The sequence below is a fragment of the Neisseria sp. MVDL19-042950 genome, from assembly GCF_030504625.1.
Lineage (GTDB): Bacteria > Pseudomonadota > Gammaproteobacteria > Burkholderiales > Neisseriaceae > Neisseria.
The window spans coordinates 245175-267120 of record NZ_JAUKWH010000002.1 but is presented as its reverse complement, the minus strand read 5'-3'; the positions used below and the strand labels follow the sequence as shown (position 1 = coordinate 267120).

24 protein-coding genes are annotated in these 21946 nt (G+C 46.8%); 16 read left to right on the top strand and 8 right to left on the bottom strand.

What is annotated here, in order from left to right:
* Nucleotides 1-133: 133 nt before the first annotated feature.
* The 6 genes from Q0X97_RS02925 to Q0X97_RS02900 are packed head-to-tail and all read right to left on the bottom strand — an operon-like array spanning nucleotide 134 to nucleotide 6419.
* Entirely contained in the window at nucleotides 134-790 is a 657-nt protein-coding gene (locus Q0X97_RS02925; RefSeq protein WP_302065586.1) for a MarC family protein, read from the bottom strand.
* A 29-nt stretch (nucleotides 791-819) separates the two neighbouring features.
* Complete coding sequence (gene rodA / locus Q0X97_RS02920) at nucleotides 820-1929, bottom strand: rod shape-determining protein RodA (protein ID WP_302065587.1); 1110 nt, start codon at nucleotides 1927-1929, stop codon at nucleotides 820-822.
* Entirely contained in the window at nucleotides 1926-3980 is a 2055-nt protein-coding gene (mrdA, locus tag Q0X97_RS02915; RefSeq protein WP_302065588.1) for a penicillin-binding protein 2, read from the bottom strand. Before mrdA ends, rodA begins: the two co-directional genes overlap by 4 nt.
* Complete coding sequence (gene mreD, locus Q0X97_RS02910) at nucleotides 3980-4480, bottom strand: rod shape-determining protein MreD (RefSeq protein ID WP_302065589.1); 501 nt, start codon at nucleotides 4478-4480, stop codon at nucleotides 3980-3982. The genes mrdA and mreD overlap by 1 nt, the downstream gene beginning before the upstream one ends.
* Nucleotides 4481-4488: 8 nt before the next feature.
* A complete protein-coding gene (mreC, locus tag Q0X97_RS02905) occupies nucleotides 4489-5358 on the bottom strand; it encodes a rod shape-determining protein MreC (RefSeq protein ID WP_302065590.1) in 870 nt (289 codons plus the stop codon).
* 20 nt (nucleotides 5359-5378) lie between these two features.
* A complete protein-coding gene (locus tag Q0X97_RS02900) occupies nucleotides 5379-6419 on the bottom strand; it encodes a rod shape-determining protein (RefSeq protein WP_107879142.1) in 1041 nt (346 codons plus the stop codon).
* A 218-nt stretch (nucleotides 6420-6637) separates the two neighbouring features.
* Here Q0X97_RS02900 and gatC point away from each other — a divergent pair, with 218 nt between their 5' ends.
* The 7 genes from gatC to Q0X97_RS02865 all read left to right on the top strand — a co-directional run bounded on the left by gatC (nucleotide 6638) and on the right by Q0X97_RS02865 (nucleotide 12671).
* Nucleotides 6638-6928 carry an Asp-tRNA(Asn)/Glu-tRNA(Gln) amidotransferase subunit GatC gene (gene gatC / locus Q0X97_RS02895; RefSeq protein ID WP_302065591.1) on the top strand — a complete coding sequence of 97 codons (291 nt, stop codon included), beginning with the start codon at nucleotides 6638-6640 and terminating at the stop codon, nucleotides 6926-6928.
* A 115-nt stretch (nucleotides 6929-7043) separates the two neighbouring features.
* Entirely contained in the window at nucleotides 7044-8498 is a 1455-nt protein-coding gene (gene gatA, locus Q0X97_RS02890; protein WP_302065592.1) for an Asp-tRNA(Asn)/Glu-tRNA(Gln) amidotransferase subunit GatA, read from the top strand.
* Between the two features lie 36 nt (nucleotides 8499-8534).
* Nucleotides 8535-9323: a DpnI domain-containing protein gene (locus Q0X97_RS02885; RefSeq protein WP_302065593.1), complete on the top strand. Its 789-nt coding sequence runs from the start codon at nucleotides 8535-8537 to the stop codon at nucleotides 9321-9323.
* A gap of 16 nt (nucleotides 9324-9339) precedes the next feature.
* Complete coding sequence (locus Q0X97_RS02880; RefSeq protein WP_302065594.1) at nucleotides 9340-9513, top strand: hypothetical protein; 174 nt, start codon at nucleotides 9340-9342, stop codon at nucleotides 9511-9513.
* A complete protein-coding gene (locus Q0X97_RS02875) occupies nucleotides 9476-10105 on the top strand; it encodes a zeta toxin family protein (protein WP_302065595.1) in 630 nt (209 codons plus the stop codon). The genes Q0X97_RS02880 and Q0X97_RS02875 overlap by 38 nt, the downstream gene beginning before the upstream one ends.
* A 35-nt stretch (nucleotides 10106-10140) precedes the next feature.
* A complete protein-coding gene (gene gatB / locus Q0X97_RS02870) occupies nucleotides 10141-11568 on the top strand; it encodes an Asp-tRNA(Asn)/Glu-tRNA(Gln) amidotransferase subunit GatB (protein ID WP_302065596.1) in 1428 nt (475 codons plus the stop codon).
* A 92-nt stretch (nucleotides 11569-11660) separates the two neighbouring features.
* Nucleotides 11661-12671, top strand: coding sequence for a 2Fe-2S iron-sulfur cluster-binding protein (locus Q0X97_RS02865; RefSeq protein ID WP_302065597.1), 1011 nt, complete (start codon nucleotides 11661-11663; stop codon nucleotides 12669-12671).
* A 97-nt stretch (nucleotides 12672-12768) separates the two neighbouring features.
* Here Q0X97_RS02865 and Q0X97_RS02860 read toward each other — a convergent pair whose 3' ends face one another.
* Complete coding sequence (locus Q0X97_RS02860) at nucleotides 12769-13926, bottom strand: alpha-hydroxy acid oxidase (protein ID WP_302065599.1); 1158 nt, start codon at nucleotides 13924-13926, stop codon at nucleotides 12769-12771.
* A 385-nt stretch (nucleotides 13927-14311) separates the two neighbouring features.
* Between Q0X97_RS02860 and iscR the strand changes: the two genes are divergently transcribed.
* The 7 genes from iscR (at nucleotide 14312) to iscA (ending at nucleotide 18666) form a co-directional block, all read left to right on the top strand.
* On the top strand, nucleotides 14312-14755 hold the full coding sequence (gene iscR / locus Q0X97_RS02855; protein ID WP_302065600.1) for a Fe-S cluster assembly transcriptional regulator IscR: 444 nt from the start codon (nucleotides 14312-14314) through the stop codon (nucleotides 14753-14755).
* A gap of 33 nt (nucleotides 14756-14788) precedes the next feature.
* The gene (locus Q0X97_RS02850; protein ID WP_302065601.1) at nucleotides 14789-16003 is read left to right on the top strand and encodes an IscS subfamily cysteine desulfurase; all 1215 of its coding nucleotides are present in this window, start codon (nucleotides 14789-14791) and stop codon (nucleotides 16001-16003) included.
* 215 nt (nucleotides 16004-16218) lie between these two features.
* The gene (locus Q0X97_RS02845) at nucleotides 16219-17010 is read left to right on the top strand and encodes a nucleotide-binding protein (RefSeq protein ID WP_302065602.1); all 792 of its coding nucleotides are present in this window, start codon (nucleotides 16219-16221) and stop codon (nucleotides 17008-17010) included.
* Between the two features lie 195 nt (nucleotides 17011-17205).
* Entirely contained in the window at nucleotides 17206-17592 is a 387-nt protein-coding gene (iscU, locus tag Q0X97_RS02840) for a Fe-S cluster assembly scaffold IscU (protein WP_085362860.1), read from the top strand.
* Nucleotides 17593-17603: 11 nt separating this feature from the next.
* On the top strand, nucleotides 17604-17870 hold the full coding sequence (locus tag Q0X97_RS02835) for a DksA/TraR family C4-type zinc finger protein (protein WP_302065605.1): 267 nt from the start codon (nucleotides 17604-17606) through the stop codon (nucleotides 17868-17870).
* A gap of 43 nt (nucleotides 17871-17913) precedes the next feature.
* Complete coding sequence (locus tag Q0X97_RS02830; RefSeq protein WP_004284917.1) at nucleotides 17914-18150, top strand: hypothetical protein; 237 nt, start codon at nucleotides 17914-17916, stop codon at nucleotides 18148-18150.
* 195 nt (nucleotides 18151-18345) lie between these two features.
* On the top strand, nucleotides 18346-18666 hold the full coding sequence (iscA, locus tag Q0X97_RS02825; RefSeq protein ID WP_302065606.1) for an iron-sulfur cluster assembly protein IscA: 321 nt from the start codon (nucleotides 18346-18348) through the stop codon (nucleotides 18664-18666).
* Nucleotides 18667-18754: 88 nt separating this feature from the next.
* Here the strand turns inward: iscA and coq7 are convergent, their stop codons facing one another.
* A complete protein-coding gene (coq7, locus tag Q0X97_RS02820) occupies nucleotides 18755-19378 on the bottom strand; it encodes a 2-polyprenyl-3-methyl-6-methoxy-1,4-benzoquinone monooxygenase (protein WP_302065607.1) in 624 nt (207 codons plus the stop codon).
* 145 nt (nucleotides 19379-19523) lie between these two features.
* On the opposite strand from coq7, the gene Q0X97_RS02815 reads away from it, so the two are divergent.
* The gene (locus Q0X97_RS02815) at nucleotides 19524-20057 is read left to right on the top strand and encodes an inorganic diphosphatase (RefSeq protein ID WP_302065608.1); all 534 of its coding nucleotides are present in this window, start codon (nucleotides 19524-19526) and stop codon (nucleotides 20055-20057) included.
* Nucleotides 20058-20230: 173 nt separating this feature from the next.
* Nucleotides 20231-21859: an ABC-F family ATPase gene (locus Q0X97_RS02810; protein ID WP_302065609.1), complete on the top strand. Its 1629-nt coding sequence runs from the start codon at nucleotides 20231-20233 to the stop codon at nucleotides 21857-21859.
* The last annotated feature ends 87 nt before the right edge of the window (nucleotides 21860-21946 follow it).

The window sequence follows — 21946 nt, the reverse complement described above, 5'->3', positions numbered from 1 at the left end:
TTTCAATTTCATCATAAGCTTTGATATATACAAAATACCCGGCTCTGGAGCCGGGTATTTTGTATATTATATGGATAAACGTTTGTATTTAGGGCACTACTAAATTATTAATTATTAAAATTATTATTTCAACCTACCCTACCAGTTGCGGAAACAATCCCTTCACCCCGGCAACAATAATTTCAATAGAAACTGCCGCCAACAGCATGCCCATGATACGGTTAAGAATAGTTAAACCGGTATCTCCCAGCCATTTACTCACACTAATTGCAGCCATTAATACAGTAAAGCAAATCAAACTAATAATTAAGCCTGCAGCAAGAATAGAAAGAATATCCCAATAACCTTTAGCCGCCGACGCATAGATAATAACCGTAGAAATCCCCCCCGGACCTATCATCATAGGAATAGCTAATGGCACTACTGCAATAGCAGCAATATTTTGCATCTGTTTGGGCTGAATAGTAATGTCATTGCTTTCCTCGGTTCCTACATCCGGCTTGGCCGGATTATTACCGCCATTCATCATAGAAATAGCAATCAACAATACCAAAATACCGCCACCTACTTGGAATGAGCCGACACTAATACCCAACAACTTTAGAATTACCCCGCCAGTCAAAGTAAATGCTGTGATTACAATCAAGACCGTTAATGAGGCTAATTGTGCAACTTTACGGCGCTCTCGAGTGCTGAGATTACGGGTTAAGTCTAAATAAATCGACAATGCGCCAAACGGGTTAATCAGTACCATAAAGGCAAGTATTAATTTGCCGATTTCGAGTCCCATCGTGTGTATCCTTTTATTATCGTCATATCTTAATTACGGCGTTGATTGCCTATACTCATCAATAATGCCAGCACCACCATAATCGATAATGTTGCTGTGCCACCATAGCTAACCAATGGCAGTGGAACACCAACTACAGGTAGAATACCACTGACCATGCCCATATTCACAAAAGCATAACAAAAAAATGTCATCGTTAATGCACCGGCCAGCGTACGGCTATAAAGTGTAGGTGCTTTAGCTGCAATATATAAACCGCGTCCGAGGATTAACAGGTAAATTACCAACAATAAAACATTACCGATTAAACCGAATTCTTCACCATAAACTGCAAAAATAAAATCTGTAGTTGCTTCAGGAATATAGTCCAAATGGGTTTGCGTGCCATTTAGCCACCCTTTTCCCCAAATACCACCAGAACCGATAGCAATCATGGATTGAATGATATGATAGCCGGCACCTAAAGGGTCTTGCGTAGGGTCAAGCAAGGTCATCACTCGGGTTTTCTGGTAATCATGCATGCCGTAATTCCAAATTAACGGTAATGCGGCCATAAAACCGATGATGGCAGTAAAAATAACTTTCCATGGCAATCCCGCAAAAAAAATAACGAATAAACCGGATGCCATAATTAATGTAGCCGTACCTAAATCGGGTTGTTTTAAAATCAACGCCCCCGGCACCAATACCAACATTAATGCACCTAAATAGTGATACCAACGTAGCGACATTTCATATTTTTGAAAATACCAAGCCACCATCATCGGCAATGCTATTTTCATGATCTCAGACGGTTGAATACGGCCTATACCGATATTCAGCCAACGGGTGGAACCATTAACTGTTACACCGAAGAAATGCACGCCTAACAACAAAATCACACCGGTTGCATACATTGGCAGAGCAAAAGATGCCAAAACCTGTGGACGTGCACGGGCGATAAACCACAGTAAAATAAAAGCCAATATTGTATGAATGGTTTTATTTTCGAGCTGATCAATTGCTTGCCCATCAGCAGAATACAACAAGAACAGGCTCATGATATAAATGGCCAACATAGCGTAGAACAGCCATGGATCCATAGGCTCCCAGATAATGCGCCTAATTTTCCCCAACATAGTTTCTTCATTTATATTCATTTTATAGCTCCGGATGCCGACTGGGCTTTCACAGCATCATAGGCCGTCTGAAAAACAGATGGAACAGGATTTTTTACAATAGGTTCACTCGCTGCTGTTGACGCATTATCTTCTGCTTGCTTCTCCTTAATGGCGGCAGGCATGCCTATCGGCATATCTTGCCCTGTTTTCAATTTCAATAAATAAAAATCCGTTAAACTTCGAGCCAACGGTGCAGCGCTTGCCCCCCAACCACCATTTTCAAGCAAAACGGCAATAGCAATTTGTGGCTTTTCGACCGGAGCGAATGAAATAAACCAAGCATGGTCACGGTGTTGTTCGGCAAGTGAGGCAGCATTATACTTCTGCCCCTGCTTAATCTGTACTACTTGTGCCGTGCCAGTTTTCCCTCCCATGCTATACGGCATACCGTAACCTATGCGGTGTGCCGTTCCACCCGGTTGCAATACTTTGGCCATAGCTTGTTTAATATATTCAAAGTTACTCTGCTGAAACGGAATGGTACGTACCGGTTTAGGATCAATCAATGTAATCTCGCGACGTTCGTGGTTTAGCAACTCTTTTACCAAATGAGGTCGGTATACTACCCCGTTATTAGCTAATGATGCAGTAGCATGGGCCATTTGTAAGGGCGTATACGCGTTATAACCCTGCCCGATACTGACTGAAACCATTTCGGACGGATTCCATATACGTGCAGACTCACTCTTGGCTTTGGCGAAACGTTTGGCTTTCCATTCTCTAGATGGCAATACGCCTCTGTACTCATGCGGCAAATCAATACCTGTTTGATCTCCCAAGCCGAATTCAGCTAAATAGGGAACGGTTTTATCAATACCTAATTCGTATCCCAAACGGTAGAAAAATGTATCCGAAGACACTTGAATCGCTTTACTTAAATTGGCAGAACCATGTCCGCGCCGTACTGAATCCCGAAACAAATGACGGGACCCGGGAATACTCCAAGCTCCGGGAGCAGGTACTATGGTATCTTGAGTAATTTTTCCACTTTCCAGTAAAGCCATGCCCATGAAAGGTTTAAATGTGGAACCCGGAGGATACAGTCCTTGGGTAACCCTGTTAATTAATGGACGCTCCCAATCTTCATTCAACCGTTTCCAGTTTTCAGCATCAATACCGTCAATAAATAAGTTAGGATCAAATGAAGGCTTAGACACAAATGCCAGCACTCCGCCAGTTTGCGGATCGATAGCAATAATCGCTCCTCTTCGACCGCTTAAAAGACGGTCTGCCTCTTGCTGCATACGGATATCCATCGCCAAACGCAATGTTTGTCCGGTTTTAGAAGGCACGGTTTTCAATATCCTAACCACATTGCCATAAGCATCTTTTTCCACTTCCTGATAACCGGGAGACCCGTGTAGCTGGCGTTCATAGAAACTTTCCAGTCCCGATTTACCGATATGGGTGCTTCCCCGATACAGAGCCGTTAAATTATCTTCATCAATCTTTTTTTGATCACGATCACTAATTCGGCCGATATACCCGAGAAAATGAGCCGTCAATTCAGGATAGGGATACTCGCGGAACGTACGTGCATTGATTTCGACACCTTTAAAATGATAGAGCTGCGCAGCCAATCTTGCCGCTTCCTCGGGTCGCAACTTAAGTTTAAGCGGGATATTTTCGTAAGAGCGAAACTCTGTACGAAATTTTTTGAAACGCTTCAAATCACCATCGGTAATTTCCACATAACGGCGCAATGCTTCTATCGTGTCATCTATTTTGCCTTCCAGCTGGCTTGGAACTATTTCAAGTGAATAGGCAGGATAATTATGTGCCAACACTACACCGTTTACATCAACAACTTGCCCCCGTATTGGAGCGGTTGGTACTAAAGAAATGCGGTTTGTATTGGCTTTAACCACATATTCTTCATGTTTGAATATTTGTAGATAAACAAAACGCCCCAGTAACACCATAAAAAGAACCACGATTAATGCAAATGCCACAACCAGCCGCAGGAGATAATCTCTTTGGCTGGTTGCTGTATCCGGTGTGGGTTCACGATATTGACGGAGTGTTTTCATCAGCGGAGACGACGTGAATTGAGAATCGTGAGCATGACTTTGCTTAACAACGGCCACAGTAATGCCCCGACAAAAGGCGCGATAAAGCCGGGCAAATCGGTAAATCGATGATCTTGCAACAACCGTATAAGTGCCAATACTATACGGTTACAAAACAACGCTCCTAATGCCGCAACAGCTTGAAAGCCGTAACTGTATAATACAATCTGCCTTTGTCGTTGCTGGATAATAAATACCATCAACATATAAGACAATGCATGCATTCCGAGAGGAGCTGCGGTACCTATATCGATCAATAAACCGATCGGGAAGGCCGCACCTACCCCTATAAGCTGAGGTCGATGAAGTGCCCAATAAAGCAGAATCAGTGCGGTAAATTCCGGTAGCCAAAAAAACACTTCAAACGGAAACGGCATAAAATCCAGCAACATGACAACAATGAAGCTGGAAATGACAATGCGTTTTGGCACACGGCTATGAAAATCTTCAAAATCAGTCATGATGCAGACTAAGGATTACGCTCTACTGGCGGTGTCGATAATTGAAGGGGCGGTGTTTGCTGCGGCAAAGTCAATACGTATTTACTGCTTCTAAATGCAGCCAACGGCATCAGTGAAACCCGGTAATACGGCATGCCGGAAGATTTTACTGCTTGCTGAATTTCCGCTACGGGAATTCCTGCCGGATATACACTATCCAAACCCGAAGTAACTAAAATATCTTTAGGTCGCAAATCAGCATCGGCAGGAAAATAACGTAAATTCACTGTGCCGCCATTTCCATAAAGAAGGCTTCGCTCCCCTGTTCTGGCGACCATAACGGGAATAACCATTTTGCTATTGGTAATCAATGTTAATTCGGCGCTAAGCGATTGCACTTGCGTTATTTGTCCAATCAAACCGTTTTGATCAATGACCGCATCTCCGGCTCGCAAACCGCTTTGACTGCCTTTGTTCAAAATCAATTTGTCGGACAGAGGATCTTTACCATTGGAAATAACTTCTGCACTGCCTGTTGCCTGAATACCGTTTTGCTGCAAACCTTGCAGTTTTTTCAACTCACCCAATTCCCGCTGGTGTAATTCAGCTTGGCTAAGTAATGTTTTCAGACGGCCATTTTCAGCTACCAAACGTTGGTTATCCGCCATTAAATTGACTTGCGACTGTAAAAAACCATTCGTATATCGATACAACTGCACCGGTTGGTTGGCCAACCATTGCAACGGATAAAGCACAGTTGCCACATACCCTTTAGCATGTTGCACAGCCGAATAACGACTATCCAGCATCATCAAAGCAATACTGACAATGGACAACACGATCAGTTTGCTAACAGGTTTAATGCCTTTTTGTGCAAAATTTAAAGACGGTTCGGACATGGCTCAGGCGGCATTCAAAATTACGGATTAACCACGAATATAGAATTCAATTTACCAATCATATCCAGCGCCTTACCTGAACCGCGTGCCACGCAAGTAAGCGGATCTTCGGCAATCATCACAGGTAAGCCGGTTTCTTCTGCCAATAAACGGTCGAGTCCTTTCAGTAAAGCGCCACCACCTGTCAGCACCAAACCGCGCTCGGCAATATCCGCTCCCAATTCAGGCGGCGTTTGTTCTAAAGCATTTTTTACCGATTGAACAATTTGATTCAACGGCTCGGTTAATGCTTCTAATACTTCATTGGAACTGATGGTAAAGGCACGCGGAATACCCTCTGCCAAATTGCGGCCTTTTACTTCAATTTCATTTACTTCCATCCCCGGGAAAGCCGAACCGATGCTTTTCTTAATTTCTTCAGCGGTAGCCTCACCGATTAACATACCGTAATTGCGACGCACATAATTGATAATACTTTCATCAAACGCATCACCGCCCACACGGATGGAATGCGAATACACCACACCGCTTAAAGAAATCACTCCCACTTCAGTGGTACCGCCACCGATATCGACCACCATAGAGCCGGTAGCTTCTTCAATCGGTAAACCTGCACCAATCGCCGCAGCCATTGGTTCCTCAATCAGATTAACTGTCGAAGCACCTGCCGCCAATGCTGAATCCCGAATGGCTTTACGTTCCACTTGTGTCGAACCGCAAGGCACGCAAATGACAATACGCGGGGCTGCTGCAAAACGGCTGTTGTTCACTTTTTTAATAAACTGTTTCAGCATTTTCTCGGTAACATTGAAATCGGCAATCACACCGTCTTTCATCGGGCGGATAGCTTGAATACTGCCCGGCGTGCGGCCCAACATTTTTTTTGCTTCCGTGCCCACCGCCAAAATAGCACTTTTACCGTGGGAAGCATCGGTTTGCATGGCAACTACCGAAGGTTCGTCCAAAACAATACCTTTATTACGGATATAAATCAAAGTATTGGCTGTGCCCAAATCAATAGCGAGGTCATTAGAGAAATAGCGGGTCAAAAAGCGAAACATGGGGATTTCCTGAACAGAATAAATTCAATAACAATATTTTTAAGGGATGCAGAAAGCGGATGGGCATGGCTTTTCAGACGGCCTGCTTGAAGTGGAACTTGCTGAAATTCGCCATGCCGCAGCATTGGTTTTCGGTTATAATTCTTTGCTTCATTGAAGAAACACGCAATGATACCTTATATTAAGTATTTTGCTAATCGAAAATTAAGGATTTTTTTATGGCCCTGACCTTAAGTGATGTGGAAAAAATAGCCAAACTTTCCCGCCTGAGCCTTACAGAAGAAGAAAAAGCGCAAAATTTTCAAGAATTAAATGATATTTTTGCTTTAGTAGAAAAAATGCAAACCGTTGATACCGAAGGCGTTGAACCCATGGCCCATCCACATGAATTAGCTCTACGCCTACGGGAAGATACCGTTACAGAAACCGACCATGCCGCCGAATATCAAGCAGTCGCACCCGAAGTGCGCAACCGCCTATATATCGTACCTCAAGTGATTGAAGAATAATAAAGCCAGACGGATAATATCTAAATTTGGTACCGGCGCAAATTCACAATATTTTAAGACGGCCTCTTCAATCATATACTTCAAAGGCCGTCTGAAAAATGGTTGAAAGACGAACATGACTCAATATACCTTAAAACAGGCTAGCGAACTGCTGCAAAACAAACAAATCTCCTCCACCGAGCTGGCACAAGAATACTTAAACGCCATTGATGCCCGAAACCCCGCCATCAACGGCTACATCACTTTAGACAAAGACCTCACGCTCGCCGAAGCCAAAGCTGCAGACGAGCGCATCGCCTCCGGCAACGCAGGCATTCTCACCGGCGTACCCATTGCCTATAAAGACATCTTCTGCCAAAAAGGCTGGAAAAGCGCCTGCTCCAGCAAAATGCTCGACAATTTCATTTCCCCTTACACAGCTACAGTGGTTCAAAACCTGCTCAACGAAGGCATGGTAACCCTCGGCCGCACCAATATGGATGAATTTGCCATGGGGTCGACTAACGAAACTTCGTTCTACGGCGCCACCAAAAACCCGTGGAATTTAGAAAACGTGCCCGGCGGTTCTTCCGGCGGTTCCGCAGCCGTGGTAGCGGCCCGTTTGGCACCGGCAGCTTTAGGCTCAGACACCGGCGGCTCCATCCGCCAACCCGCCTCACATTGCGGCATCACCGGCCTGAAACCCACTTACGGCGTAGTTTCCCGTTTCGGCATGGTGGCTTACGCCTCCAGCTTCGATCAAGCCGGCCCGATGGCGCAAACCGCCGAAGACTGCGCCATTCTGCTCAACGCCATGGCAAGCTTTGACGAACGCGATTCCACCAGCTTGGAACGCGCCAAAGAAGACTACACCCGAGACCTGAACCAACCCCTTAAAGGCTTGAAAGTCGGCCTGCCCAAAGAATATTTCGGCGAAGGCATGAGAGCAGACGTACAAAAAACCGTTCAGACGGCCATCGACCTATTAAAAGCACAAGGCGCGGAAATGATAGAAGTGAGCCTGCCGCAAACCGAGCTTTCCATCCCCGCTTATTATGTACTCGCCTCCGCCGAAGCCAGCACCAACCTGTCGCGCTACGACGGCGTGCGCTACGGCCACCGCGCCGAGCAGTTCGGCAACTTGGAAGAGCTGTACAGCAATACCCGCGCCGAAGGTTTCGGCAGCGAAGTCAAACGCCGCATCATGATCGGCACCTATGTACTCAGCCACGGCTACTATGATGCTTACTACCTGAAAGCCCAAAAACTGCGCCGCTTGGTCGCCAACAATTTTCAGACGGCCTTACAGCAATGCGACATCATCCTTGCACCGACCGCACCGACCGCCGCGCCTAAACTGGGCAGCGACATCAACGACCCCGTGCAAATGTATCTGAGCGACATCTACACCATTGCCGTCAACCTCGCCGGCCTCCCCGCCATGACCCTCCCCGCAGGCTTCTCTTCAGACGGCCTACCGATTGGCGTGCAATTGATTGGCAATTATTTTGCCGAAGCGAAATTGCTGGGCGTGGCGCATCAGATGCAGTTGGAGAGTGAATGGCATATTAAGACGCCTGCCGGAGTTTAATAGAGGGCTACCTGAAAATAATGAGGCCGTCTGAAAATGAATTTGCAATTCAATACTCGGTTAGCCGAAGGCTATAAAAGTGCATCTCAAATTGCCCGTGTGTTGTCGGAAAACTGGATGGCCGAAAATGTTTATTGCCCGAGTTGCGGCCGCAAACCAATTAAAAAGGTAGAAAATAACCGACCTGTACAAGATTTTCTTTGCCATCAATGCGAAGAACAATTTGAATTGAAAAGCAAGAACGGCAAATCAGTAGGTAAAAAAATCAATGATGGCGCATATCAAACCATGATTGAGCGTATTCAGGCCGACGATAACCCGAACTTCTTTTTTCTGTCGTACAGAAAATCAGATTATTCCGTGCAGCAATTAATGCTTGTTCCCAAGCATTTTATTACTGTCGATATGATTATCCGCCGCAAACCTTTATCAGAAACAGCCAAACGAGCAGGATGGGTAGGTTGCACAATTGATATCGGCAAACTACCTGAAGGTGGCAAGATACTGTTGGTTCACAAGCAGCAAATCATTGAGCCTGAAAAAGTACACGAGCAATGGCAGACTAATTTGTTTTTAAGGCAGCAGCAATCTAAAAACAAGGGCTGGCTCTTGGCAATAATGAGATGTATTGAAAAACTGCCTGAGCAATTTGAGTTAAAACAGGTGTATGCGTTTGAGCAGCAATTGGCTATCCAATTTCCTGAAAACAACCACATTAAAGACAAAATCCGCCAACAGCTGCAAATTTTGCGTGATCAAAACATGATTGAATTTTCTGGTCGAGGACGGTATAGGAAAGTAATGCCAAATAATCCTGATTGGTAATAAAAAGGAGTTTCTAATGACTAAGCGCGAAGAACTTTTAGAAAAACAACGCCAGCTTCATGTTGTGTTCAACGCATGGATGGCAGATAAAAAACAGCGTGAAGTTGTGGTATACCTTCGTGAGAACGGTGATTTGATACGTCATTATCCTGATGGCAAAGAAAAAGTTATTAAATATGCCGTCAAATAATTTAGCTGTTTTCTACTGTGGCACGAATGGTGCTGGAAAATCCACATTGCGTTCATTTAATCAGGATGCTGTTCAAATCATTATCGATTCCGATCATATTGCGGCACAAATTCATCCTGCAGCACCACGTTCAGTAGATTTTGAAGCGGAAAAAGAAGCACTCAAGCTGTTTAAATTTGCTTTAGAGAAGCGTATTTCTTTTTCAATGGAATCCACTTTATCGGGCCATTCCATTGTGCAGCGAATCAAAAAAGCCAAACAATACGGGTTTTATGTGCGGCTAAATTATGTGGGTGTAGCCGATGTGGAGTTGAACGTAGAGCGTGTGGCTGCACGAGTAGCGGCGGGCGGACATTTTATTGACGAGCAGACAATACGGCATCGTTATGAAATCAGTCGGACAAATCTGCCTTTAGTTTTGCCGTTTTGTGACGAGGTCTTTATTTACGATAATTCGGATGACAAGCCTAAAATCATTTTTTGGTTACACAATAAAAATCTGATGCAAATGGAAACCAAACTGCCTAAGTGGTGCGCAATGTTAAAACAAGAATTACTGGATATGGGTTTCATATCCGACCTATCTACTTAAATTTTAAAATATTCTTTGATTTTGAAAGATTCTTTATGACCTGGGAAACCGTAATCGGACTGGAAATCCATGTCCAATTAAATACCAAATCCAAAATTTTCAGCGGTGCTTCTACCGCTTTCGGTGCCGAGCCGAACGCGCATGCTAGTGTAGTGGAATGCGCTTTGCCAGGTGTGTTGCCGGTGATGAACCGCGAAGTGGTGGAAAAAGCCATCAAACTCGGTTTGGCTTTGGATGCGAAAATCAACCGCAAAAACGTATTCGACCGTAAAAACTACTTTTACCCCGATTTGCCCAAAGGCTATCAAATCAGCCAGTTGGATTTGCCGATTGTGGAACACGGCAAATTGGAGATTATGGTGGGAGGCGAAGTCAAAACCATCAATGTAACCCGTGCGCACATGGAAGAAGATGCGGGCAAATCGGTGCATGAAGGTTTGAGCGGTGCAACGGGCATTGACCTCAACCGCGCCGGTACGCCTTTGCTGGAAGTGGTTTCCGAGCCGGAAATGCGTTCCGCCGCCGAGGCTGTGGCTTATGCCAAAGCTTTACACGGTTTGGTAACGTGGTTGGATATTTGCGACGGCAATATGGCGGAAGGCTCGTTCCGTATCGATGCCAACGTATCGGTGCGCCCGAAAGGCCAGCAGGAATTCGGTACTCGTCGTGAAATCAAAAACTTAAACTCTTTCCGCTTCTTGGAGCAGGCGATTAACTATGAAGTGGAAAGCCAAATTGAGATTTTGGAAGACGGCGGCAAAGTACAGCAGGCAACGATGCTGTTCGACCCCGATAAAGGCGAAACCCGCGTGATGCGCCTGAAAGAAGATGCGCACGACTACCGCTATTTCCCCGATCCCGACTTGCTGCCGGTGATCATTTCCGACGAGCAAATGGAACGCGCCCGCAGCGAAATGCCGGAGCTGCCGTCTGAAATGGCGCAACGCTTTATCTGCGATTTCGGCGTGAGCGACTACGATGCCCGTTTGTTGACCGCCAGCCGTTCACAAGCCGCTTTCTTTGAAACCGCCGCCCAAACCAGCGGACAAGGTAAATTGGTAGCAAACTGGATGAACGGCGAATTGGCTGCTACCTTGAACAAAGAAGGTTTAAGCCTGTCTGAAAGCCCGATTCAGGCCGACCGCTTGGCCGGGTTGGTAGCGAAAATCGCCGACGGCACATTAAGCAACAAACTCGCCAAACAGGTGTTTGAAGCGATGTGGGGCAGCGATTTAGATGCCGAAGCCATTATCGAACGCGACGGTTTGAAACAAATGACCGATACCGGTGCGATTGAGAAAATCATCGACGAAGTGTTGGCGGACAACGCCAAATCGGTGGAAGAATTCAAAGCCGGCAAGGAAAAAGCCTTTAATGCACTGGTGGGCCAAGTGATGAAAGCCAGCAAAGGCAAAGCCAATCCGCAGCAGGTGCAGGAATTGCTGAAAGCAAAACTGGCTTGATTGTGTAACATCTAAAGAGGCCGTCTGAATATTTTCAGACGGCCTGAAGCCTTTAAAGCCCTTCCGATAAACAATTTTATCTTCCGCAACTTATGTCTTACATTGTTACCCTTGTGCCGGATCATGCGACTTTTAGCGTTGAAGCCGGCGAACCGATATTGAATGCGGCCAAGCAGCAAAATTTCAATCTGCCCCACTCTTGCCAAAGCGGTATTTGTGGCCAATGTAAGGCTGAGGTACTCAACGGTTACGTCAAGCAAGGACCGCATGCTGAAATGGCATTAAGCAAGGAAGAACAAAAAAAGGGCAAAATCTTGATGTGTTGCAGCACAGCGGAAAGTAACATAGAGTTGAAAGTGCCCGGCTATAACGGTATAAATACCCCGCCCGTCAAAACCTTTCCCGCTCGGATTTCAAACATCAATCGTGTTCGCGATGTAGCCATCATTACATTGGCTTTACCCAAAGCACCTCCATTTGCATTTTGGCCGGGACAATATATCGATGTGCTGTTAAAAGACGGCAACAGCCGTAGTTATTCAATTGCCAGCAGCCCCTGCCGAACCGACATGATGGAATTGCATGTCCGATATCGGGAAGGTGGATTATTTTCTGAGATGTTGTTTGGTGAAAAGGCCGTCTTAAAAGAAAAATCCATCATGCGTATTCGCGGCCCTTTAGGTACGTTCACTCTCCAAAAAACTAATGCCCCTATAATTTTGCTTGCCACAGGCACAGGATTTGCCCCTATTGCCAGTATATTGCAGAGCATGATCATTAACGGCGATAAACGTTCCGTACATTTTTACTGGGGAGCAAGAACAGAAGCCGATTTATACCAATTGCAAACTGCTGCTGATTTGATCTCTCAACTGCCCCAAGCCCGTTTCACTCCCGTGCTTTCCCGCCCGCAAAATGATTGGAAGGGAGCCATAGGCTATGTTCAAAATCTTGTTGCCGAGGATTACCCTGATTTACACACTTACGAAGTGTATGCCTGCGGTTCGATGGCAATGATCACGGATGCAAAAAAGCTGCTGAAAGAAAAATGCAAGCTACCTTCCGAAGCTTTCTTTTCAGACGTATTCTTACCTGCAAGTTGAAATCATTCCCTCACACATTCAATATATCCACAAAAAAACGGCTAAATCTTCTCAAGAATGATTTAGCCGTTTTATTACCACTAAAAGAAAACTTAAATTAATAAGTGCCTTTTACCAGAATATCTTTAGTTACATTTTGAATATCACGATGGCCGGTAAACGCCATAGAAACATCCATTTCTTTATACAGGATTTCCAATGCGCGGGTTACGCCATCTTCACCGTAAGCTCCCAAACCATAAAGGAATGCACGACCGATCATCGTACCACGGGCACCCAGCGCCCATGCTTTGAGGATATCTTGGCCGCTGCGGATACCGCTATCCAACCATACTTCGATATCGCTTCCAACTGCACTTACCACATCCGGCAAGGCTTTGATAGAAGAAATGGTATCGTCAAGCTGGCGGCCACCGTGGTTGGACACCACAATCGCATCCGCACCGCTCTTCACGGCCAATTCGGCATCTTCCGGTTCCATAATACCTTTGATAATCAGCTTGCCGCCCCACAAATCTTTGATGCGGGCAACATCATCCCAACTCAAGCGCGGGTCGAACTGTTCCGAAGTCCAAGAAGACAATGAAGACAAATCGCCCACATTTTTGGCATGGCCGACAATATTTCGGAACGTGCGGCGCTCAGTGTTCAGCATTTTCATGCACCACTCGGGCTTGGTTGCCAAGTTAATCAAATTGGCCAGCGTCGGTTTAGGCGGTGCAGACAGGCCGTTTTTAATATCTTTGTGGCGTTGACCCAAAACCTGCAAGTCGGCGGTTAAAATCAATGCGGAACATTTGGCCGCCTGAGCGCGCTTAATCAGGTTTTCCATAAATTCACGGTCGCGCATTACATACAGTTGGAACCAAAAAGGTGCACTGGTATTTTCGGCAACATCTTCGATTGAGCAGATCGACATGGTAGACAAAGAAAACGGAATACCGAATTTTTCCGCCGCACGTGCAGCCAAAATTTCACCGTCGGCATGCTGCATGCCGGTAAAACCGGTCGGTGCGATGGCTACCGGCATTTTCACATCATGGCCAACCATTTTAGTTGCCAAGCTGCGGCCTTCCATATTTACCAACACTCGCTGGCGGAATTTAATCTTTTGAAAATCAGTGGTATTGTCACGATAAGTCGTTTCAGTCCACGAACCGGAGTCGGCATAATCGTAAAACATTCTCGGCACTTTGCGTTGTGCAACACGGCGCAAGTCCTCAATACAGGTCATTTTGCTCAAATCGCGTTTCATACTTAGCTTACCTCAGTGTATTGTTTGTTGTATTGTGTTATTGGAATAGCTGCATTTCGGATATATAAAACAAAGCCGTCTTAGAACGTTCAGACGGCATTATGAATCCGAAGACAATCAGACATAAATCTATACCAAGCCACCGAATATTGCAAATGCTTTTTTCGCCTGAAATTTTCCTTCCGTACACCCCTCAGAGGCCGTCTGAAATATATTCAGTCTAAATCACCTGCAAATACAAAATCTAAACAACAAACCACTACAAACATTTTTATCTTCCCCATAAAAACAAGCAATCATAACAGCCTTTAGATTACTTGACTAAAACACTCAGATATTAGACAATTCGCAACACTATACTAATACATAAACCACAAACACCATCATGCGATTAACCACCAAAGGACGGTTTGCCGTTACTGCCATGATAGATTTGGCGATGCACGCGCAAAACGGCGCAGTCAAACTCAGCGCCATCAGCGAGCGGCAGAATATTTCCCTTTCCTACCTGGAACAACTGTTCAGCAAACTGCGCCGTGCCCGCTTGGTAGAGAGCCTGCGCGGGCCCGGCGGCGGTTATATTCTCGCCGCACCAGCATCAAGCATCAACATCGCCCAAATCATTACCGCCGCCGAAGACAAACTCGATGCCACAAAATGCGGCAGCAAAGCAGACTGCCACAACGGCACCGCCTGCCTGACCCACGAATTGTGGGAAAGCCTGAACAAAACCATTCACGACTACTTAAGCAGCGTTACCCTGCAAAACATCGTCGACCAGAAAAACGAAAGCAACGGCAAAGTCGTTACCTTCACCCACATCCACTAAATACCGAAATATAAAAACGAAAGAGACCGAACCATGACCGTTAAAACCCCGATTTACCTTGATTACGCCGCCACCACCCCCGTTGACCCGCGCGTAGCCGAAAAAATGATTCCCTACCTGACCGAGCTTTTCGGCAACCCCGCTTCCAACAGCCACAGCTTCGGCTGGACGGCGGAAGAAGCAGTAGAAAACGCCCGCAACGAAATCGCCCGACTGATTAACGCCGATTCCAAAGAAATCGTTTTCACCAGCGGTGCCACCGAATCCAACAACCTCGCCCTCAAAGGCGCGGCGCACTTCTACAAAACCAAAGGCAAACACCTCATCACCGTTAAAACCGAGCACAAAGCCGTTTTGGACACCATGCGCGAACTCGAACGCCAAGGCTTTGAAGTTACCTACCTCGGCGTGCAAGAAAACGGCCTGATTGATTTGGAAGAACTCAAAGCCGCTATCCGCCCCGATACCATCCTCATTTCCGTGATGTGGGTCAACAACGAAATCGGCGTAATTCAAGACATTCCCGCCATCGGTGCCATCTGCCGCGAAAACAAAATCATCTTCCACGTAGATGCCGCCCAAGCCTGCGGCAAAACCCCTGTGGACGTAGAAGCCGCCAAAGTCGACCTGCTTTCCATGTCCGGCCACAAAATCTACGGCCCCAAAGGCATCGGCGCACTCTATGTACGCCGTAAACCCCGCGTACGCCTCGAAGCTCAAATCCACGGCGGCGGCCACGAACGCGGCTTCCGCTCCGGCACCCTGCCCACCCACCAAATCGTCGGCATGGGCGAAGCCTTCCGCTTGGCACGTTTGGAATTGGAACAAGACATCGCCCACGCCCTCAAGCTGCGCGAAATCTTCCTCAAAGGCATCGAAGGTATTGAAGAAGTGTATATCAACGGCGATTTGGAACACCGCGTCGCCACCAACCTTAATGTGAGCTTCAACTTCGTCGAAGGCGAAAGCCTGATCATGGCCGTAAAAGAACTCGCCGTATCCAGCGGCTCCGCCTGTACTTCCGCCTCGCTGGAACCCAGCTACGTTTTGCGCGCATTAGGCCGCAACGATGAACTGGCGCACTCTTCCCTGCGCATCACCTTCGGCCGCATGACTACCGAAGAAGAAGTGGCTTTCGCCGCCGAACTGATTAAATCCAAAATCGGCAAACTGCGCGAACTCTCTCCTCTGTGGGAAATGTTTAAAGAAGGGATTGATTTGAATACGGTTGAGTGGGCGGAGCATTAAGATTGATGCGTGAGGCCGTCTGAAACGGTGCGCCGGTTCTCGAAGCCAACAAAACACATTTTTCAGACGGCCTTGTAAACTATTTTTCGTCGAGTGTATACCCAAAGGCACGCATGCTGCGAGTGAGCAATACAAAACACATGAGAGACTATGCCGTTCCTCTGCATAAAGGCTACGCCTTGCTAAAAATTTAATTGAATTCGAGGTGTTGAATTATGAAATTTTCTGGTACAAAAGCTGAATTACAAGATAAATTACAGCAATTAGGATACTCATTTGAAATTAAAGAAACAGATAATTTTATCCAATTTAGAATGCAAGATGGTGGGATTCTGAATTGGTATCCTTCAACGAAAACGCTTCAGTGCCAAGGAGCTTCTACTGCTAAATCAGCGTTACAGTCTAAAATCAATACCATATTAGACGATAATAATACGGAGCATACCCGGCCCGTCATGATTCAGCAGGTAGAAACAATTACTCAAAAACAAAACTCAGCAATATCCCCATCCACATTTAAATCCAATGGTTCCAAGGAGAAAGTATTTGTTGTTCATGGGCACGATGAAAATGCAAGAGAACAACTAGAGCTTATTTTACATAAACTCGGACTAGAACCTTTTGTATTACAAAATACAGGAGGTTCTGGTTTAACTATTATAGAAGCATTAGAAAATGAGATAGGTTCTGCTACTAAAACAAAATTTGGCATTGTTCTACTAACACCTGATGATTTAGGCTACTCTCAATCAGAAGGCTCAGAAAATATTAAACCACGAGCTAGACAAAATGTAGTATTAGAAATGGGCATGTTGTTGTCTTCCATAGGAAGAAGAAATGTTGCCATTTTACAAAAAGGATATTTAGAAACCCCATCTGATGCACAAGGTATTTTATATATTCCTTTTAATAAACATGTAAAAGAAACCGTGCCAAAATTAGCTGATAGATTGCAAGCGTCAGGCTTTGAACTTGATGCTGCAGCTATTTCTAAAGCTTCATCTTAAAAATAACAAGCGACCTTCGAACTAAAAACCAACAGGCGTAGGTTGGGTTGAAAGCCCAACCTACTGAATACTGCAACCGATAAATTAAAAACTTTTGATTTATCAAACATATAACATCGTCTGAATACTTGAATTCTTTTTCAGACGGCCTTAAATAAACCGAATAACCCAATATATACACAAGGAACCCACATCATGGCATATAGTGACAAAGTGATTGATCATTACGAAAACCCCCGCAACGTCGGCTCGTTCGACAAAAACGACGAATCGGTCGGCACCGGCATGGTCGGCGCGCCTGCCTGCGGCGACGTGATGAAACTGCAAATCAAAGTGAACGACCAAGGCGTGATTGAAGATGCCAAGTTCAAAACCTACGGCTGCGGCTCCGCCATCGCCTCTTCTTCACTGATCACCGAATGGGTAAAAGGCAAAAGCCTTGACGAAGCCTTGGCGATTAAAAACAGCGAAATCGCCGAAGAATTGGAATTGCCGCCGGTAAAAGTGCACTGCTCGATTTTGGCGGAAGACGCGATTAAAGCCGCAGTTTCCGACTACAAAAAGAAACACGGCGCGGAATAAGGCTAAACAACATGGCGGGCGGCTGGGCGCCGGACGGCGCGGAGCAAGAGCAAATCGAAGCCTCGCTGGAAGATGCGCTGGCTTTGGTTCGGCAACACCTTCCCGCAGGTGAAAGTGCTCGCGAATGTATCGAATGCGGCGAACCGATTCCCGAAGCCCGCCGCCAAGCCTTGCCGGGTGTACAGTTATGTATTGCCTGCCAAGAACAAGCCGACAAGCAACAGGCTTTTCAGACGGCCTACAACCGCCGCGGCAGTAAAGACAGCCAATTGAAATAGGCCGTCTGAACACACAAACGCATTTAAAAACAAGGTGATCGCCATGCCCTTCACTCCCGAACAACAGCAATCCCTGCTGGCACAAAAAGGCGTGGGCAAAACCATTTTGCAACGCTTGCAGCAAATGGGCTTGGACGACACCGCCAAACTCGCCGCGGCAGATGTGGACGATATTTTGCAGCAAGGCGCAGCGTTAACCGGTTCAACCTGCTGGAAAAACAGCCCGCAAGCCAGAGCGGCCATTGCCGCAGCGGTAGAATGGGCTAAGGCGCAAAATTAATTTTCAGACGGCCTCAAGCTCATAAAGGCCGTCTGAAAAACCGTAGGGTGGGCATCCCTGCCCGCCGCTTGGGGAAATGAATAATTTTTACCGTATAACATTTTGCTCGTGATGCAACGGCGGGTAGGGATGCCCGCCCTACAACAAATACCCGCAGCAAAGAAATACCCGCACATAAGCGTAAAGGATAAGACGATGATTACATTAACCGAAAAAGCCGCCAACCATATCCAAAACTTCCTTACCAAGCGCGGCAAAGGCGAAGGCATTCGCTTGGGCGTGAAAACCAGCGGCTGTTCCGGCATGGCCTACACGCTTGAATTTGTGGATGAAATCCAGCCCGAAGATTTGGTATTCGAAGGCTACGGCGTGAAAGTGTTTGTCGATCCGAAAAGCCATGTTTACCTCGACGGCACACAGCTCGACTACACCAAAGAAGGCTTGCAGGAAGGCTTCAAGTTCCAAAACCCGAACGTGAAAGACGAATGCGGTTGCGGCGAGAGCTTCCACGTTTGATTTCATCCGATAAACAATGATTTCGATATAGCAAGAGGCCGTCTGAAACTTTTCAGACGGCCTCTTTTAGCTTTTAACAAACCGACTATCAAATGCGATAGCTGATGGTAGTCATAATTTTAGAAGTGAGTTTCATCATTTCTTTTACCGGCAACGGCAGCGGCGCTGCACCGAAGTTGCGCGCCATGTCGGCATGCTGCATTTCATCCAAACGCATTTGCGCTACGATGGCGCGGCTTTTGGCATCTTTCTCCGGCAAACCTTCCAAATGCTCTTCCAAGTGGGCGGTTACTTGATTTTCGGTTTCTTCCAAAAAGCCCAAGTTCCATTTATCACCCAATAAGCCCGCTCCCAAACCGATAAGCAGCGAGCCGGCATACCAAACGGGATTCAGCAGGCTGGTACGTCCGCCTAATTCTTTTACCCTCTTTTCCGTCCATGCCAGATGCTCCACTTCTTCATAGGCTGCGTATTGCAAGGCTTCGCGGTTGCTTTTGTCGCGCGCGGTCAAAGCCTGCCCTTGATACAGAGCCTGTGCGCACACTTCGCCCACGTGGTTTACCCGCATCAGCCCTAAAGCATGGCGCTTTTCCGCTTCGCTCAATTCGCCCTCTTCCAAACCCGCATCGGGATACGGGCGACCGGTTGTGGCAGGCGCGAATAAGGTACGTAAAACGGTGTCGATATGGGGAATCAGTTTTTTGGCCAACATAGCGGTTTCCAATCAATTAAATGCTGCCGCATTATACAACATAGGCCGTCTGAAAAATAAGTTTTCCTGTTTCAGACGGCCTTTAGCGCGCGCCTTAAAACTGCTATACTCACGCCCGTTCAAACCCTATTTTAAGGAACCGATTATGGCTGATTTTAACAAGATTCTTACGCCGGGTGATGTTGACGGCGGCATCATCAACGTAGTAAACGAAATTCCCGCCGGCAGCAACCACAAAATCGAATGGAACCGCAAACTGGCCGTTTTCCAACTTGACCGCGTAGAACCCGCCATTTTTGCCAAGCCCACCAACTACGGTTTTATTCCGCAAACACTTGACGAAGACGGCGACGAACTCGACGTATTGCTGATTACCGAGCAACCTTTGTCTACCGGCGTATTCTTGGAAGCCAAAATCATCGGCGTGATGAAATTTGTCGACGACGGCGAAGTGGACGATAAAATCGTTTGCGTACCTGCCGACGACCGCAGCAACGGCAACGCCTACAACAGCTTGGCCGACTTGCCGCAGCAATTAATTAAACAAATCGAATTCCACTTCAACAACTATAAAGCCCTGAAAAAACCGGGCTGCACCAAAGTCGAAAGCTGGGGCGATGTTGAAGAAGCCAAAGCCGTGATTAAAGAATCTATCGAACGTTGGAACAAACAAGCCTGATAAGATTTTGCACTGCAAGAGGCCGTCTGAAAAACTTTCAGACGGCCTTTAATTGTTTCGATTTCCCTACCCGCTTCGGGCAAGTTTTCAGACGGCCTCAGCGTTAAGATTTCCTTCAAAATATGCTATAATCTCGCACTTTAAATATTTCATTTTGCAAAAGGTTTATATCAATGATTTCTACCAACGGCATAACCATGCAGTTCGGCGCGAAGCCGCTGTTTGAAAACGTGTCTGTCAAATTCGGCGAAGGCAACCGCTACGGGCTGATTGGTGCCAACGGTTCGGGTAAATCCACCTTCATGAAAATCCTCGGCGGCGATTTGGAGCCGACCAGCGGCGAAGTGGCCATCGAAAACGGCGTGCGTTTGGGTAAACTGCGCCAAGACCAATTCGCTTACGAAGACATGCGCGTGTTGGATGTGGTGATGATGGGGCACACCGAAATGTGGGCGGCGATGACCGAACGCGATGCCATTTATGCCAACCTCGAAGCCACCGAAGACGATTACATGCGCGCCGCCGAATTGGAAGCCAAGTTTGCCGAATACGACGGTTACACCGCCGAAGCACGCGCGGCCGAGCTGTTGAGCGGCGTAGGTATCGAAGAATCATTGCACAATGCCCAAATGAGCGAAGTGGCTCCCGGCTTCAAACTGCGCGTATTGTTGGCGCAAGCCTTGTTCTCCAAACCCGACGTATTGTTGCTCGACGAGCCGACCAACAACTTGGACATCAACACCATCCGCTGGCTCGAAGGCGTGTTGAACCAATACGACTCGACCATGATCATCATCTCGCACGACCGCCACTTTTTGAACGAAGTGTGCACCCACATGGCCGACGTAGACTACAACAGCATCACCATCTACCCCGGTAACTACGATGATTACATGCTGGCTTCCGCACAATCCCGCGAACGCGCCATGCGCGACAACGCCAAAGCCAAAGAAAAACTACAAGAATTGCAAGAATTCGTGGCACGTTTCTCGGCCAACAAATCCAAAGCCCGCCAAGCCACCAGCCGCTTGAAACAGGCCGATAAGATCAAGGCCGAAATGGTGGAAGTGAAGCCGTCTACCCGTCAAAACCCGTATATCCGCTTTGAAACCGACGAAAAAGCCAAGCTGCACCGCCAAGCCGTTGAAGTGGAAGGCTTGAGCAAACGCTTTGAAAACCAATTGTTTAAAAACCTGAGCTTTATTTTGGAAGCCGGAGAACGTTTGGCGATTATCGGCCCCAACGGTGCCGGTAAATCCACCTTGCTGAAATTGTTGGCCGGCGCATTCAATCCCGAATACAGCGAAGGTGTCCAACCCGATGCCGGTACCATCAAATGGGCGGAAAAAGCCAACGTCGGCTACTATCCGCAAGACCACGAAAACGACTTCGATGTAGACATGAACCTCACCGAATGGATGCGCCAATGGGGTCAGGAAGGCGACGACGAACAGGTTATCCGCGGCACACTCGGCCGTTTGCTGTTCGGCAGCAACGACGTGGTTAAACAAGTGCAGGTGCTTTCGGGCGGAGAGAAAGGCCGCATGCTTTACGGCAAGCTGATTCTGCTGAAACCGAACGTGTTGATTATGGACGAACCGACCAACCACATGGATATGGAAAGCATCGAATCCTTAAACATGGCTTTGGAAAAATACAAAGGCACGCTGATTTTCGTATCGCACGACCGCCAGTTTGTATCTTCACTGGCCACCCAAATCATCGAACTGGACGGTAAAGGCGGTTACGAACACTATCTGGGCGATTACGAAAGCTATTTGGAGAAAAAAGGAGTGGTATAGTTTTTATAACTTTCCAATGTTCTTTTTCTTGAGAGGCCGTCTGAAATTGATTTTCAGACGGCCTCTCGCCTATTGTTTCTTTAAAGC